The organism is Georgenia halophila, from assembly GCF_039541595.1.
Genome location: NZ_BAABGN010000002.1, coordinates 526,296 through 540,952, shown reverse-complemented (window position 1 = coordinate 540,952; position 14,657 = coordinate 526,296). Strand labels below are relative to the sequence as shown.

The following is a 14,657-nucleotide window of genomic DNA, read 5'->3' as shown; positions in this document are numbered from 1 at the left end:
GGACAACAAATGTCGGACGTCTGCTCGACGAAGAGATGTAGGAACGGAGCCCACCCATGGTGCGCAAGCCCTCCCCCGAAGACCGCTTCTCGTTCGGCCTCTGGACCGTGGGCTGGACCGCCCGCGACCAGTTCGGCGATGCGAGCCGGCCCGAGCTCGACCCGTGGGAGTACGTCGGCAAGCTGGCGGAGGCCGGCGCGTGGGGCGTGACCTTCCACGACGACGACGTCGTGCCCTTCGGCTCGGACGACGCCAAGCGCGAGGAGATCCTCCGCACCTTCCGCAAGGCCGTCGACGACGCGGGCCTCGTCATCGAGATGGTCACCACCAACACCTTCAGCCACCCGGTGTTCAAGGACGGTGCGCTCACCTCCAACGACCGGTCGGTGCGCCGCTTCGGGCTCCGCAAGCTCCTGCGCAACGTCGACCTCGCGGCCGAGGTCGGCGCGAGCACGTTCGTCATGTGGGGCGGCCGTGAGGGCAGCGAGTACGACGGCGCCAAGGACGTCAACGCCGCCCTCGACCGCTACCGCGAGGGCATCGACACCGTCGCCGCCTACATCAAGGACCGTGGCTACGACCTGAAGATCGGGCTCGAGCCCAAGCCCAACGAACCTCGCGGCGACATCCTCCTGCCCACCGTCGGCCATGCCCTCGGCTTCATCGCCCAGCTCGAGCACGGCGACATCGTCGGCCTCAACCCCGAGACCGGCCACGAGCAGATGGCGGGCCTGAACTACACGCACGGCATCGCCCAGGCGCTGTGGTCGGGCAAGCTCTTCCACATCGACCTCAACGGCCAGCGGTCCATCAAGTACGACCAGGACCTGGTCTTCGGTCACGGCGATCTGCTCTCGGCGTTCTTCACCGTGGACCTGCTCGAGAACGGCTTCCCGGGCGGCGGACCCACGTACGAGGGCCCGCGCCACTTCGACTACAAGCCGTCGCGCACCGAGGGCATGCAGGGCGTGTGGGACTCCGCCAGGGCGAACATGGAGATGTACCTCCTGCTCGCCGAGAAGGCCAAGGCCTACCGCGCCGACCCCGAGGTGCAGGCCGCGTTCGAGAGCGCCGGCGTGCTGGAGCTCTCCCAGCCGACCCTGGGCAGCGGCGAGTCCGTCGAGGACCTGCTCGCGGACCGCAGCGCCTTCGAGGACTTCGACGCCGACGCCGCGGCCGAGCGGGAGTACGGGTTCGTGCGTCTGAACCAGCTCGCGATGGCGCACCTGGCCGGCTGAGCCCCGATCCGCTGCACCGAACCTGCAGAATTGGTCGCTGGCTACAGCCAGTTCTGCAGGTTCGGCCCGATCCAAGGAGAGCAATGACGACTCTGGTGGCGGGGATCGACTCCTCGACCCAATCCTGCAAGGTCGTGATCCGCGACGCCGAGACGGGCGCCCTGCGCCGCTTCGGCCAGGCGCCGCACCCCGACGGCACCGAGGTCGAGCCGGCCGCCTGGTGGGACGCGCTCCAGGCGGCCGTCTCCGCCGCGGGCGGTCTGGACGATGTCGCCGCGGTCTCCGTGGGCGGCCAGCAGCACGGCATGGTCGCCCTCGACGCCGACGGCGAGGTCATCCGGCCGGCACTGCTCTGGAACGACACCCGCAGCGCAGGGGCGGCCGAGGACCTCATCGCGGAGCTGGGCGGTCCGGGCGAGTGGTCACGAGCCACGGGATCCGTGCTGGTCGCCTCGCTCACCGTCACCAAGCTGCGGTGGCTCGCCGACAACGAGCCCGACGCCGCAGCCCGGGTGGCCGCCGTCGCGCTGCCGCACGACTGGCTCACCTGGAAGCTGACCGGGGCACAGTCTCTGGAGACACTCTCCACGGACCGCTCGGACGCCTCCGGGACGGGCTACTTCGACCCCGCCCGGGGCAGCTACCGGCGGGATCTGCTGGGCATGGCGCTGCGGCGCGACGCCGACGGCATCGTGCTCCCCCGGGTGCTCGCACCGAGCCAGACGGCCGGCATCGGCGACCCGTCCGCCGGGCTCTCCCACCTCGTGCTCGGCCCCGGCGCCGGGGACAACGCGGCCGCCGCCCTGGGTCTGGGCATGCGCCGTGGTGACGTGGCCATCTCCATCGGCACCTCCGGCGTCGTCTCCGCCATCGCGCCGGAGCCGGTGGACGACCCGAGCGGCACCGTCAACGGGTTCGCGGACGCGACCGGCGCGTTCCTGCCGCTCGCCGTGACCCTCAACGGGTCGCGGGTGCTGGACGCGACGGCGCAGCTCCTCGGCGTCGACCACGCCGGGCTGGCCGAGCTCGCGCTGGCCGGCGATCCGGGTGCCGGCGGGTTGACCCTCGTGCCGTACCTCGAGGGCGAGCGCACCCCGAACCTGCCCAACGCGACCGGTTCCCTGCTCGGCATGTCGGTGGCCTCGATGACGCGGGAGAACCTCGCCCGCGCCGCCGTCGAGGGACTGCTCTGCGGTCAGGCGGACGGGCTTGCGGCCGTCGAGTCGCTGGGCGTGCCGGTCGAGCGGATCCAGCTGATCGGCGGGGCCGCGCGGTCGGCGGCGGTCCAGCGGATCGCGCCCGCGATCCTCGGCCGAGAGATCCAGGTCCCCGAGCCGGGGGAGTACGTGGCCGACGGCGGCGCGCGCCAGGCCGCGTGGGTGCTCTCGGGTGAGCCCGAGCCGCCGACGTGGCAGACCTCCGAGGTCCGCACCGTCGAGGCCGAACCCACGCCCGAGGTTCGGGGGCGGTACGCCGACCGGCGTCACCTGGTGGCCGACCGGGCCTGAGGCCGGCGGGCGCCGCGAACCGCAGCGGCACCGCGGACAGCAGCGCCATGCCGCCGGTTCACCGGCGCCGGTGTCCGGGAGGTCGTCGTCCCGGCCGGGCGGACCGAGGGTGCCACGAAGAGTTCGGTCTTGGGGTGCATGCCGCCATCGTTGACGAGAAGATTGCGAAATCCTTTCAGGGCGCCAGGGGTGAGGCATGAGCACCAGACCGACCCTCGAGGTCGTCGCACGGCAGGCAGGAGTCTCGAAGGCGACCGTCTCCAAGGTCGTCAACGGTCGCGACGACGTCGGTGGTCAGACGCGTGAGCGTGTCCAGGGGGTCATCGCCGCGCTCGGATACATGCCGACGACGGGCCGCCGGACCCAGGCGCCGACCGTGACAGTCCTGTTCGACGCCTTCGTCAACCTCTACTCCGCGCAGGTCCTCGCCGGCGTCGTCACGGCCGGTCTCGAGCAGGGTGTGGATGCCGTCGTCAGCCACCTGCCGAGCGGCAACGGCCCGGGCGCGCTGAGCCCGGCGTGGTTCCGCTCGCTCGCCGCGCGTGGGCATCGCGGACTCATCGTCGTGACGACCGCGATGACCCCGCAGCAGGTCCGCTCCTGCGCCGACGCAGGCCTCGGGCTCGTCGCCATCGACCCGGTCAGCATCGACCCGACCACCACCGACGAGCTGGTCAGCGTCAGCGGCACCAACTGGTCGGGGGGCATGCAAGCGACGGAGCATCTGCTCGAGCTCGGCCACCGCCGCATCGGCTTCGCCGGCGGGCCGCCCGCGTCCCGCCCGGCCGAGCAGCGCCAGTACGGCCACCTCGCTGCCCTGGGCAGCCGTGGTGTCCCGCGGCAGGACGAGCTCGTCCTCCGGACGGGCTTCGCCTACGAGGACGGGATCCGGATGGCCGACCAGCTGCTTCGTCTGCCCGAGCCGCCGACGGCGATCGTCGCCGGCTGCGACGCCTCGGCGCTCGGCGTGATGGAGGCAGCACGCCGGCGAGGGCTCCGGCTTCCCGACGACCTCTCCATCGTCGGTTTCGACGACACCTACTCCGCCGAGTGGACGTCGCCGCAGCTGACCACGGTGCGCCAGCCGATGACCGAGATGGGCAGGCTCGCCATGCGGACGCTTCTCGAGCTCGCGCAGGGCAACCGCCCGGAGACACACCACTTCGAGCTGGCTACCTCGCTCGTGGTGCGAGCCTCGACGGCGCCGCCGGGGCGCGCCTGACGGCCCGAGGCTCAGGGACGGTGCGCGAACGCCTCCAGCAGGTTCGTGTCCCCGCTGACGATGAGCAGGTCGTCGGCACCGATGTGCGTGGAGTCGGTCGCGTACTCGAACGGCTCGCCGGGCGGCTTGACGCCGATCACCGCGACGCCGTACTTCTCCCGGATCTTCGACTCGCCGAGCGTGAAGCCGTGCGTCTCGCGCGGCGGCCGCATCTTGACGATGGTGAAGCCGTCCTCCATCTCGATGTAGTCCAGCATCCGGCCGGAGACCATGTGCGCGACCCGGGCACCGGCGTCGTACTCCGGATAGACGACGTGGTGGGCGCCGATGCGGCGCAAGATGCGGCCGTGCTCGGCGCTGACCGCCTTGGCCCAGATCTGCGGGACCTCGAGGTCGACGAGGTTCGCCGTGATCAGCACCGAGGCCTCGAGCGACGTGCCGACGCCGACCACCGCCACCTGGAAGTCCTCGGCGCCCAGCTGCTCGAGCGCCTCGGGGTTGGTGGCGTCGGCCTCGATCACCGGCAACCGGTGCGACCACTGCTGCACCAGATACTCGTCAGTTTCGACGGCGAGCACTTCCCGGCCCAGCCGCTCGAGCGTCGCCGCGAGCGCGGAGCCGAAACGGCCCAGGCCGACGACCAGTACCTCCGTGTCGCGGGAGATCCGGTCCTCACTCATGGCTGTCCATCATCTCTCTCCTTGTCGGTGCCCCGGCCTTAGCCGACGATGGGGCGCTCGTTGGGCATACGGATGACTCGCCGTCGTTGCCGCAGTGCCAGGGCAGCGGCGATCGCCATGTACCCGGTGCGTCCGAAGAACATCAGCGCGCTCAGGATGTACTTCGCCGGATCGGGAAGGTCCGGGGTGATTCCGGTGCTCAGCCCGACCGTCGCCGCCGCCGAGATGACCTCGAAGAGCACCTGGCTCAGGCTGAACTGCGTGACGGCGAGCATCAGGAACGTGCCGATCCCGACCAGCGTCGCGCCGAGGAAGGCCACCGAGACGGCGAGGCGGACGGTCGTCGAACCGATGCGTCGGCCGAACGCCTCGATGTCCCGGTCGCCGCGCGCCTCGGCGACGATGGCCAGCACGAGTATGGCGAAGGTGGAGACCTTGATGCCGCCGGCCGTGGAGGCAGACCCACCGCCGACGAACATCAGCGCATCGTTCAAGAACCATGTCCCCTCCCGCATCTCGCCCACGTCCAGCGTGGCGAGGCCCGAGGACCGCGGGTTGACCCCCTGGACCAGGCTCGCCAACACACGCTCGTGGATCGCCAGCGGGCCGAGTGTGCCCGGGTTCGACCACTCGAAGGCCGCAAAGATCGCCACGGTGCCGACCGCAAGGATCAGGTAGGTGCTGATGCTGAGCTTGGTGTGCAGCGTCCACTCCCTCCAGGGCCGGCGCCGGCGCCGGGACCGGAGGCTGCGGGCGACATCCAGGATGATCGGGAACCCGATCGCTCCGATCGCCGTGCCGATGATGAGCGGCAGGCAGAACCACCAGTCACCGACGAACGGCCCGAGGCCGTACTCGAGGTTCACGAAGCCGGCGTTGTTGAAGATGCTCAACGACATGAAGATCCCGTGCCACAGCGCGTCGCCGATCGACTCGCCGAGCGCGAGGAACCGCGGCACCAGCACGATGGTGAGCACGGCCTCGATGCACAGCGAGGCGATGATGACGGCGCGGACCAGCGTGCCCACCTCGCCGAGCCCGCTGGTCTTCGTCTCGGACGCCGCCAGCATTTTCTGCGTCAGCCCGATGCGCCGCGAGACGGCGAGGCCGAGGATCGACGCGAGCGTCATCACGCCCAGGCCGCCGATCTTGATGGCGACGAGGAGCACCACCTGGCCGAAGAACGACCAGTAGGTCGCGGTGTCCACCGTCACGAGTCCGGTCACGCACACCGCGGAGACGGCGTTGAAGAGCGCGTCGGCGAACGGGGCGCGCTCGTTGGCGGCGGTTGCGATCGGCAGTGAGAGCAGAGCGGTGACGACGGCGATGATGGCGGCGAAGACGAGCAGCGTGAGGCGCGCGGGGGACCTGCGGGCGACGTCGTCGATCCAGTTCCGGAGTCTCCGGAGCACGCCGGAGGTGCCGGTGCGGACCCGCGTCGCCGGTGCCTGAGCCACCACCCCTCCTGATGTCGTGGACCCGCGGCCGTTCACGGCCCGCAGGTCGGTGCCCACTCTGGCACAGCGCCCGCCGGACGGGTGGACGGCCAGGGGGTGGGTCGCCACTACTGTTGGGCGGCATGGTGCGCACCTCGATCGTCTGGTCCGACGAGCTCGTCGGCTACGACTTCGGCGCCGGACACCCGATGGCTCCGGTGCGACTCATGCTGACCGTGGAGCTCCTGCGCGCCATGGGGGTGTTCGACCTGCCGGACGTGGAGGTCCGCCCCGCACCGGTGGCCGAGGACCGGGACCTGCACCGTGTCCACACCAGCGACTACGTCGAGGCCGTGCGCGCCGCCGGGGAGGACGGCGTGGCGGCCGAGGAAATCGGGCTCGGGACGCCGGACAACCCGCTGTTCGCCGAGGTGCACACCGCCTCCGCCCGGATCGTCGGCTCGACGCTCACCGCCGCGCGAGCCGTCTGGGAGGAGGCACCCGGACGTGCGTTCAGCCTGGCCGGCGGGCTGCACCACGCCATGGCGGCGAAGGCGTCCGGCTTCTGCGTGTACAACGACGTGGCCGCCGCCATCGCCTGGCTGCTCGAGGCGGGGGCCGCCCGAATCGCCTATGTGGACCACGACGCTCACCACGGCGACGGTGTCGAGCGCGCGTTCTGGGACGACCCGCGGGTGCTGACGGTGTCGGTCCACCAGCACCCCGGCACGCTGTTCCCGGGGACGGGTTACCCCCACGACGTCGGCGGCAGCTCTGCCCGTGGAAGTGCCGTCAACGTGGCGCTACCGGCCGGCACCTCGGACGCCGACTGGCTGCGTGCGGTCGAGGCGGTGGCCGCGCCTCTGGTGGAGCACCACCGGCCCGACGTCCTCGTCACCCAGCACGGTTGCGACTGCCACGGCAACGACCCACTCACCGAGCTCGAGGTCTCGATCGATGCCCAGCGCCGTGCCGCCCTGCTGATGTCCGAGCTCGCCGACGCGCACGCCGGCGGCCGTTGGCTGGCCACCGGCGGCGGCGGCTACGATGTCGTCGGCGTGGTCCCACGAGTGTGGACCCACCTGGCCGCCGTCGTGGCAGGCCATCCGATCGACCCCGAGACGCCGATTCCGGAGGCATGGCGTCGTGCGGTGCTGGAGGTCGCGAACGTCGATGTGCCGGCCACGATGTCCGACGGCGGAACGTCGGAGTTCGCCCGGTTCGCCGACGGGTACAACCCGGACGACCCGGTGGACCGGGCCATCATGGCGACCCGTCAGGCGGTCTTCCCGTGGCACGGTCTGGACCCGATGCCAGACTGACGTACGGTGCCCGGAGCGGGCGACAGAGGCCGTCGATCGGCGTCAGCCATTTCGGAATGTGCGTCTTTACCCCTATATTGCATCATGCGTCCGGGCCGCCAGAGCATGAGCGGCAACGAGGAGAACGGTGGAGATGGCTGAGCAGCTGGGAACGCCGCGGTTTCTCACCGTCGCCGAGGTCGCCCAGCTGATGCGGGTCTCGAAGATGACGGTGTACCGCATGGTGCACTCCGGTGACCTGCCGGCCGTGCGCATGGGGAGGTCCTTCCGCGTGCCGGAGGCCGCCGTGGAGAAACTCATCTCCGAGGGCCTGGGCGACGAGTGGGGTGCGGAGGCCCGTTAGTGCGCCCCGCGGCCGACAGGTAGACTTCTGAAGTTCCGCGCGCGGCCGTGCTGGTCGCGCGCTCGTGTTCGTTCCGTCGATCCAGCGAGGTGCCCAGTGGGCTCTGTCATCAAGAAGCGCCGCAAGCGCATGTCGAAGAAGAAGCATCGCAAGCTGCTTCGCAAGACGCGTCACCAGCGTCGCAACAAGAAGTGAGCGTCGCGCCCTAGCGGCGCGCAGACGTCAGGCCCGGCCGGTGCGCTGGGCCTTCGTCGTATCCGGCCACCTCCCGGCCCGGGCGCGGAGTTCAGCAGCCGCGTGCCGGGGGTCTGCACCTCGGTCGCGCTTCCCGCGGCCCAGGTCGCGCGTAGGCTCGGGCGTATGGAGAATCCCGCCGCACCGCCGGAGGCTCGTGTCGTCCTCTACGGACGTGACGGGTGCCACCTGTGCGCCCGTGCGCGCGACGTCCTCGAGCGAGTGAGTGCGGAGACGGGCGAGGGGTACGTCGAGGTCGACGTCGACACCGACGACGACCTCCGTGAGCGTTACGGCGAGCTCGTGCCCGTGGTCACCGTCGACGGCGTGCAGCAGGGGTACTGGCGCATCGAGGGCGACCGGGTTCGAGCGGCCCTGACCGGTTGAGGCGCCCTGAGCGAGAAACGCCGCAGGCAAGCGACAAGCGCCACGCACAGCACGACGGCGGCACCAGGTTGGTGCCGCCGTCGTGCTGTGCGTTGGTGCTGCTCTGGCCTGGGGTCAGGCGTGGGCCTCGGCCTCGGCCGACTCCCGCGCGTCGGAGGCCTGCGGGGTCGCCTCGATCTCGAGGTTGATGGTCACCTTCTCGCCGACCAGGATGCCGCCGGTCTCCAGCGCGGCGTTCCAGGTCAGGTCGAAGTCCTTGCGGTTGACGACCGTGGTGGCGCTGAAGCCGATCCGCCGGGAGCCGAAGGGGTCCACGGCTGCGCCGTTGAACTCGGCGGCCAGCTCGACCGGTCGGGTGACGCCGTTGATGGTCAGGTCGCCGGCGACGGTGAGCTCCTCGCCGTCGCCGGTCACGCCGGTGGAGACGAACGTCCACTCCGGCTTGTTCTCGGCGTCCCAGAAGTCGGCCGAGCGGAGGTGGCCGTCGCGGTTCGGGTCACCGGTGCTGACGGAGGCCGCGTCGATGGTGACGTTCACGGCGGAGCTGGCCAGGTCGTCGTTCACCTGGAGCGTGCCGGTGAACTTCTCGAACTTGCCGCGCACCTTGGAGATGCCGGCGTGACGGACCGAGAAGCCGATCTCGGTGTGCGCCGGGTCGATGACGTACGTGCCTGGGGGAATGTCGGCCACGGAAACCTCCTGACGAGTGCCCGCCGGACCGGCGGGCGAAGTAGTTGACGGTTAAACTATATCCCCCGGTCAGCGGTGCCGTGCAAGAGGTCGGCCGGATCGTGACCCGGGACACGTAGGAGCGAGCATGATCGGCAGCAGGTTTTTCGTGATCGGCAGCGGCGCTGTCGTGTCGACCCCGCGAGTGGAGGAGGACCATGCCGACCGAGGCGGATGAGCAGGGCGTTCGGTGGCTCGACGCCGACCAGCAGCGCGACTGGCGCAACTACCTGCGCGGGAACGCCAGCCTGCAGGAACACCTGAACCGAGACCTCGAGACCGCCGTGGGTCTCTCCCTCAGCGAGTACGAGGTCCTCGTGCGCCTCTCCGAGGCGGAGAGCCGGACGATGCGCATGTCCGTGCTCGCCGAGGAGCTGGTGCACTCACGCTCGCGGCTCACGCACCTGGTCCGCCGGCTGGAGACGGCCGGTCTGGTCGCGCGCCGACCGTGTGCTGAGGACCGGCGGGGCATCAACGCGATCCTGACCGACGAGGGCTTCGCCCGGCTGGAGGACGCGGCGCCGACGCACGTGGCATCGGTGCGCGAGCGTCTGGTGGACCGGCTGAGCCCCGAGCAGCTGCGTCAGCTGGGCGAGATCATGGCCACGATCGCCGACGAGGATCTTGTCGGTCCGCCCGACGGAGCGTGAACGGTCTCACATCCTCCTTCTCCCGGCACCGGCGCGGACCCGCGGTTTGCGACACTGGGACCATGCACCGCACCACGGTCCACCTCATGCGCCACGGCGAGGTCCACAACCCCGACGGCATCCTGTACGGACGGCTCTCCGGCTACCGGCTCTCGGAACGTGGTCACCAGATGGCGTCCAGGGTGGCCGAGACCCTGCACGACGGTGGGCACGACGTGCGCGCGGTCGTCGCCTCGCCGCTGCAGCGCGCGCAGCAGACCGCCGAGGCGACGGCGCGAGCGTACGGGCTGGCCGTGCGGACCGACCCACGCCTGATCGAGGCGGACAACCACTTCGAGGGCACCGCGGTGAACGTGAACCGCTGGGAGCTCGCCCGTCCCCGTCACTGGCTGGCCTACACCAACCCGGTGCGGCCGAGCTGGGGCGAGCCGTACCGAACCCAGGTGCGCCGCCTCAGGGATGCCGTCGTCGCGGTCCTGGACGAGGTCGCCGGCGGTGAGGCCGTCCTCGTCAGCCATCAGCTCCCCATCTGGGTCACCCGGCGCCACCTCCAGGGCAAGCCGCTCGCCCACGACCCCCGTCGACGCGAGTGCTCGTTGGCCTCCCTGACCTCGCTGACCTTCGACGGGCGCCGCCTCGTCGACGTGCGCTACTGGGAGCCGGCGGCCGACCTGCTGGTCGGTGCCTGGGACATGGTGCCGGGCACCTCTCCGGCAGAGCTTCCGGCGACCGCGACCTCCACGGTCGCGGACGACGCCGAGGCCGCCACCCCAGACCTCTCCGAGAAGGACGGGACGACGGCGTGAGAGGAGCCGCCGTGCGGGTCGCCGCGGCGGCGCTCACCGTCGTCGCCGTGCTGGCCGGGTGCGCACCGGGAGGGAGCGGGCAGGCCGGCGGTGCCGTCGATGCCGGGTACGAGGCCGGTGACGGGTCCTTCAAGACGTGGGCGCCCGACGAGCGCGGAGAGCCGGTCGAGCACACCGGGACCACGTACGCCGGAGACGAGGTGAACCTCGCGGACTGGCGGGGGGACGTCGTCGTGCTCAACTTCTGGTACGCCGCCTGCCCACCGTGCCGGGCGGAGGCTCCCGACCTCAAGAAGATCCACGAGGACTACACGGGCGAGGGCGTACACGTGCTCGGCGTCAACCCGCGGGACGAAGCCAGGACCGCCCAGGCGTTCGAGCGCACCTTCTCGGTCCCGTACCCCTCCCTGCACGACCAGGGCGCCCGGGCCGTCGCTGCACTGGAGGGCGTGGTGCCGCTGCAGGCGATGCCCTCGACCGTGGTGCTCGACGACGAGGGACGAGTCGCCGCGCGCGTCCTCGGCCAGGCCGACCCCTCCGTCCTGCGCGGCCTGATCGACGACGTGCTCGCCGAGGAGGCCTGACCCGCCGTGTGGGACCAGCTCGCCGAGACCTTCCAGCGCACGGTGCTGGACGGCTCGATGCTCGCGGCCCTGCCCGTGGCCGCGGTCGCCGGACTGGTCTCCTTCGCCTCGCCGTGCGTGCTGCCGCTGCTGCCCGGCTATGTCGGCTACCTCGGCGGCATGGCCGGGTCCTCCGGGACGACAGGCGCCGGTGCTGCGGCCGCCGGCAGCCGCGGCCGCGCTAACGGCCGGCTCCTGACCGGCGTGCTGCTCTTCGTTCTCGGCTTCTCCGCCGTCTTCGTGCTGCTCGGCGTCGCCTTCTCGCTCGCCGGCGTGGCCCTGCAGCAGTGGATGGACGTCGTGCTGCCGGTCCTCGGCGTCGTGGTGATCCTGCTGGGCCTGGCCTTCGTGGGCTACGTGCCGTTCCTGCAGGCCGAGCGCCGGCCGCACCTGGCCCCGCGTGCCGGCCTGCTCGGCGCACCGCTCCTCGGTGTGGTCTTCGGTCTGGGCTGGGCGCCCTGCATCGGTCCCACCCTCGCCGCCGTCCTCAGCCTGTCTTTCGGCGGCGCCGACCCGGCCCGCGGTGTGGCGCTCGCCGTCGCCTACTGTCTGGGTCTCGGCGTCCCGTTCGTGGTGCTGGCCATGTTGTTCTCCCGCTCCACGCGAGTCCTCACGTTCCTGAGTCGCCGTCGGCGCGCCATCCAGAAGCTCGGCGGCGGCCTGCTGGTCCTGCTCGGCCTGGCCCTCGTGACGGGCCTGTGGGGTACGTTCTCGCGCTACCTGCAGGGACTCATCAGCGGCTTCGAGACGGTGGTGTGATCCGTGTCCAGAGTGCAGTCGGAGCGGACCGACCGATCGGACCCCACGAACCTCAGCTCCAAGGCGGGACAGGCCGAACGGCTGCCCGCCGGCGGAGCGGTCCGGGGCGGCCCACCGACCCGCCCGAACCAGCCGCGCCTCGGCGCGATCGGCTGGCTGCGGTGGATGTGGCGACAGCTGACCAGCATGCGGGTCGCGCTCATGCTCCTCCTGCTGCTCGCCGTCGCCGCCCTGCCCGGCTCGTTCTTCCCGCAGGCCCCCACCGACCCCCCCGCCGTCGCCGAGTACCGGGCGGACCACCCGTCGCTGGCGCCGTGGCTGGAGCGCCTCGGGTTCTTCGACGTCTACGGCTCTCCGTGGTTCGCGGCGATATACCTCTTGCTGTTCGCCTCGCTCATCGGCTGCATCGTCCCGCGCGTCGCGGTGCACTGGCGTGCCATGCGTGCCCGGCCACCACGGGTGCCGAGCCGGTTCGACCGCTTCCCGGTGCGCGCGGAGCGGACACTGGAGGAGGACCCAGAGACGGTCGAGGACGCCGTCCTGCGGAGCCTGAAGGGCCGCTACCGGGCCGCGAGCACCCCGAGCGGTATCACGGCCGAACGCGGCTACCTGCGCGAGACCGGCAACATCGTCTTCCACCTCTCCCTGGTCGGGATCCTGCTCGCGATGGCCGCCGGGCAGCTGTACAGCTACCGCGGCCAGGCGGTCGTCGTCGAGGGGGAGTCCTTCGCGAACTCCGTGCTCGAGTACGACTCGTTCGAGCCGGGCACCTTCTTCGACCCGGCCGACCTCGAGCCGTTCACCTTCACCCTCGGGGACTTCAGCTCCGAGTTCACGGTCGACGCCCAGGCTCGGGAGTTCGCCGCCGACGTCACGGTCACCGAACCCGACGGCGGCACGCGCCAGGAGCGGATCGAGGTCAACCACCCCATGAACGCCGGGGGCGCGAACGTCTATCTCTCCGGCAACGGGTACGCCCCCAGGCTGACGGTGCGCGACGGCGCCGGTGAGGTGGCCTTCTCCGGCGCCGTGCCCTTCCTGCCGGAGGACTCGGTCTACACCTCCCGCGGCGTCGTCAAGGTCCCCGACGTCACCGCCGGGCAGGAGCAGCTCGGCCTGACCGGGGCACTGCTCCCGACGGCCGTGGTCGAGCCCGACGGCTCCGGCGCCCGCTCGGTCCACCCCCAGCCGAACGCCCCGCTGCTGGTGCTCACCCTGCACGCCGGCGATCTCGGGCTCGACGACGGAGTGCCGCAGAACGTCTACGTGCTCGACACCGACGACATGCGCCAGGTCTACGAGGAGTCCGCCGACGGTTCGCCCGGGTCGGCCGAGAACGGCCAGCAGCCGGTCACCCTGTTCATCGAGCCGGGGGAGACGGTCCAGCTGCCCGAGGGCCTCGGGTCGGTCACGTGGGAGGGGCTGCCGCGGTTCGCGGCGCTCGACCTGCGCTACGACCCGTCGCTGCCCTACCTGCTCGGCTCCGCCGTGGCCGCGATGCTCGGTCTCTTCGGCTCGCTGTTCGTGCCGCGGCGGCGGCTGTGGGTCCGGCTCGAACCCCGCGACCAGGACGCAGGTGGCGGCACCCTGCTCACCTCTGCCGCCCTCGCCCGCGGAGACGATCCCGGACTTGCCCGTGATCTCGAGCGGGTGGTGGAGGCCGCCGGGACCCCGGTGCACAATAGTTCGACGCACGCCCACGAGGTGGGAGCGGAGGAAGGAAGCCCCCAATGACCGACTTCGGCCAGCTCAGCACGCTCCTCGTCTACGGAGCCATGGCGGCCTACATGGTGGCGCTCGTCGCGTTCGCCGTCGACCTGTCCGGCCTGCGTGACCGTCGGCCGGTCGAACGCCGTCCGGTCGAACGCCGGCGCAAGGCCGTGGGGATCGCCATGTCGACCACCCGGGTCGGCATCCTGCTGCACCTCGCCGGGGTCGTCACACGGGGCATCGCGGCCGAGCGGGTGCCGTGGGCGAACATGTACGAGTTCTCGATCCTCGCCACGCTGATTGCGGTCGGGGTCTTCCTGGGCCTCCAGCGCGGCCGCGACCTGCGGTTCCTGGGCACCTTCGTCATCGGACCGGTGCTGCTGCTGCTCGGGGTCGCCGTCTCGGTCCTCTTCGTCCGCGCCGACGGCGTCCAGCCGGCCCTGGACAGCTACTGGCTCGTCATCCACGTCTCGATCGCCACCATCGCGACGGGTGTCCTCACGGTCGCGGCGATCCTGTCGAGCCTCCAGCTCGTCCGGGAGCGTGGCGAGCTGCGGGAGGCGGCGCACGAGACCGAGAGGGCGGCCGAGCGCGCGCCCGAACTGGTCGGCGCCGGTGCGCCGGCGAAGCAGGCGCCGTCGTCGGGCCCTCCCGCGCCGCGCCGCATGTCGAAGCTGGTCGAGTCGATGCCGAGCTCGGCGGAGCTCGAGCGCCTGGCGTTCCGGCTCAACGCCGTCGGCTTCATGCTGTGGACGTTCACCGTCGTCGCCGGCGCGATCTGGGCGGAGCACGCCTGGGGGCGCCCTTGGGGCTGGGACCCGAAGGAGACCTGGTCGTTCGTCGTGTGGGTGGTCTATGCCGCGTACCTGCACTCGCGCGCCACCCGCGGGTGGGAAGGCCGCCGCGCCGCCTACCTGTCGATCTTCGGCTTCGCGTGCGTGCTGGCGAACTACTTCCTGGTGAACCTGGTGTTCAACGGCCTGCACTCCTACAGCGGCTTGGGCTGACTC

16 protein-coding genes are annotated in these 14,657 nt (G+C 71.3%); 13 read left to right on the top strand and 3 right to left on the bottom strand.

From position 1 onward, the window contains the following. The first annotated feature begins 56 nt into the window (after positions 1–56). From xylA to ABD907_RS03975, 3 genes are all read left to right on the top strand, one after another. The gene (xylA, locus tag ABD907_RS03985) at positions 57–1,238 is read left to right on the top strand and encodes a xylose isomerase (protein ID WP_345215177.1); all 1,182 of its coding nucleotides are present in this window, start codon (positions 57–59) and stop codon (positions 1,236–1,238) included. 83 nt (positions 1,239–1,321) lie between these two features. Then, positions 1,322–2,746: a xylulokinase gene (gene xylB / locus ABD907_RS03980; protein WP_345215176.1), complete on the top strand. Its 1,425-nt coding sequence runs from the start codon at positions 1,322–1,324 to the stop codon at positions 2,744–2,746. Between the two features lie 196 nt (positions 2,747–2,942). Continuing rightward, the gene (locus tag ABD907_RS03975; protein WP_345215175.1) at positions 2,943–3,968 is read left to right on the top strand and encodes a LacI family DNA-binding transcriptional regulator; all 1,026 of its coding nucleotides are present in this window, start codon (positions 2,943–2,945) and stop codon (positions 3,966–3,968) included. 11 nt (positions 3,969–3,979) lie between these two features. Here ABD907_RS03975 and ABD907_RS03970 read toward each other — a convergent pair whose 3' ends face one another. Together ABD907_RS03970 and ABD907_RS03965 are read right to left on the bottom strand one after the other, a co-directional pair. After that, positions 3,980–4,648 (bottom strand): potassium channel family protein, encoded by a 669-nt coding sequence (locus ABD907_RS03970; protein WP_345215174.1) that lies wholly within the window; start codon positions 4,646–4,648, stop codon positions 3,980–3,982. A gap of 38 nt (positions 4,649–4,686) precedes the next feature. Next, positions 4,687–6,105, bottom strand: a complete 1,419-nt coding sequence (locus ABD907_RS03965; RefSeq protein ID WP_345215173.1) for a TrkH family potassium uptake protein — start codon at positions 6,103–6,105, stop codon at positions 4,687–4,689. 122 nt (positions 6,106–6,227) lie between these two features. On the opposite strand from ABD907_RS03965, the gene ABD907_RS03960 reads away from it, so the two are divergent. The 4 genes from ABD907_RS03960 (at position 6,228) to ABD907_RS03945 (ending at position 8,370) form a co-directional block, all read left to right on the top strand. Further along, complete coding sequence (locus ABD907_RS03960) at positions 6,228–7,406, top strand: acetoin utilization protein AcuC (RefSeq protein WP_345215172.1); 1,179 nt, start codon at positions 6,228–6,230, stop codon at positions 7,404–7,406. 133 nt (positions 7,407–7,539) lie between these two features. Continuing rightward, positions 7,540–7,749, top strand: a complete 210-nt coding sequence (locus ABD907_RS03955; protein ID WP_345215171.1) for a helix-turn-helix domain-containing protein — start codon at positions 7,540–7,542, stop codon at positions 7,747–7,749. Between the two features lie 96 nt (positions 7,750–7,845). After that, positions 7,846–7,944, top strand: a complete 99-nt coding sequence (locus tag ABD907_RS03950) for a 30S ribosomal protein bS22 (RefSeq protein WP_005504750.1) — start codon at positions 7,846–7,848, stop codon at positions 7,942–7,944. Between the two features lie 165 nt (positions 7,945–8,109). Beyond that, the gene (locus tag ABD907_RS03945) at positions 8,110–8,370 is read left to right on the top strand and encodes a glutaredoxin family protein (RefSeq protein WP_345215170.1); all 261 of its coding nucleotides are present in this window, start codon (positions 8,110–8,112) and stop codon (positions 8,368–8,370) included. A 114-nt stretch (positions 8,371–8,484) separates the two neighbouring features. Here the strand turns inward: ABD907_RS03945 and ABD907_RS03940 are convergent, their stop codons facing one another. Beyond that, positions 8,485–9,060 carry a YceI family protein gene (locus ABD907_RS03940; RefSeq protein ID WP_345215169.1) on the bottom strand — a complete coding sequence of 192 codons (576 nt, stop codon included), beginning with the start codon at positions 9,058–9,060 and terminating at the stop codon, positions 8,485–8,487. Positions 9,061–9,257: 197 nt separating this feature from the next. Here ABD907_RS03940 and ABD907_RS03935 point away from each other — a divergent pair, with 197 nt between their 5' ends. The 6 genes from ABD907_RS03935 (at position 9,258) to ccsB (ending at position 14,654) form a co-directional block, all read left to right on the top strand. Continuing rightward, positions 9,258–9,749, top strand: coding sequence for a MarR family winged helix-turn-helix transcriptional regulator (locus ABD907_RS03935; RefSeq protein WP_345215168.1), 492 nt, complete (start codon positions 9,258–9,260; stop codon positions 9,747–9,749). 62 nt (positions 9,750–9,811) lie between these two features. Continuing rightward, the gene (locus ABD907_RS03930) at positions 9,812–10,555 is read left to right on the top strand and encodes a histidine phosphatase family protein (RefSeq protein WP_345215167.1); all 744 of its coding nucleotides are present in this window, start codon (positions 9,812–9,814) and stop codon (positions 10,553–10,555) included. Positions 10,556–10,566: 11 nt separating this feature from the next. Further along, positions 10,567–11,139 carry a TlpA family protein disulfide reductase gene (locus ABD907_RS03925; protein ID WP_345215166.1) on the top strand — a complete coding sequence of 191 codons (573 nt, stop codon included), beginning with the start codon at positions 10,567–10,569 and terminating at the stop codon, positions 11,137–11,139. A gap of 6 nt (positions 11,140–11,145) precedes the next feature. Continuing rightward, positions 11,146–11,937, top strand: coding sequence for a cytochrome c biogenesis CcdA family protein (locus ABD907_RS03920; RefSeq protein WP_486334046.1), 792 nt, complete (start codon positions 11,146–11,148; stop codon positions 11,935–11,937). A 3-nt stretch (positions 11,938–11,940) separates the two neighbouring features. Beyond that, positions 11,941–13,671 carry a cytochrome c biogenesis protein ResB gene (gene resB, locus ABD907_RS03915; protein WP_345215165.1) on the top strand — a complete coding sequence of 577 codons (1,731 nt, stop codon included), beginning with the start codon at positions 11,941–11,943 and terminating at the stop codon, positions 13,669–13,671. Then, a complete protein-coding gene (gene ccsB / locus ABD907_RS03910) occupies positions 13,668–14,654 on the top strand; it encodes a c-type cytochrome biogenesis protein CcsB (protein WP_345215164.1) in 987 nt (328 codons plus the stop codon). Before resB ends, ccsB begins: the two co-directional genes overlap by 4 nt. The last annotated feature ends 3 nt before the right edge of the window (positions 14,655–14,657 follow it).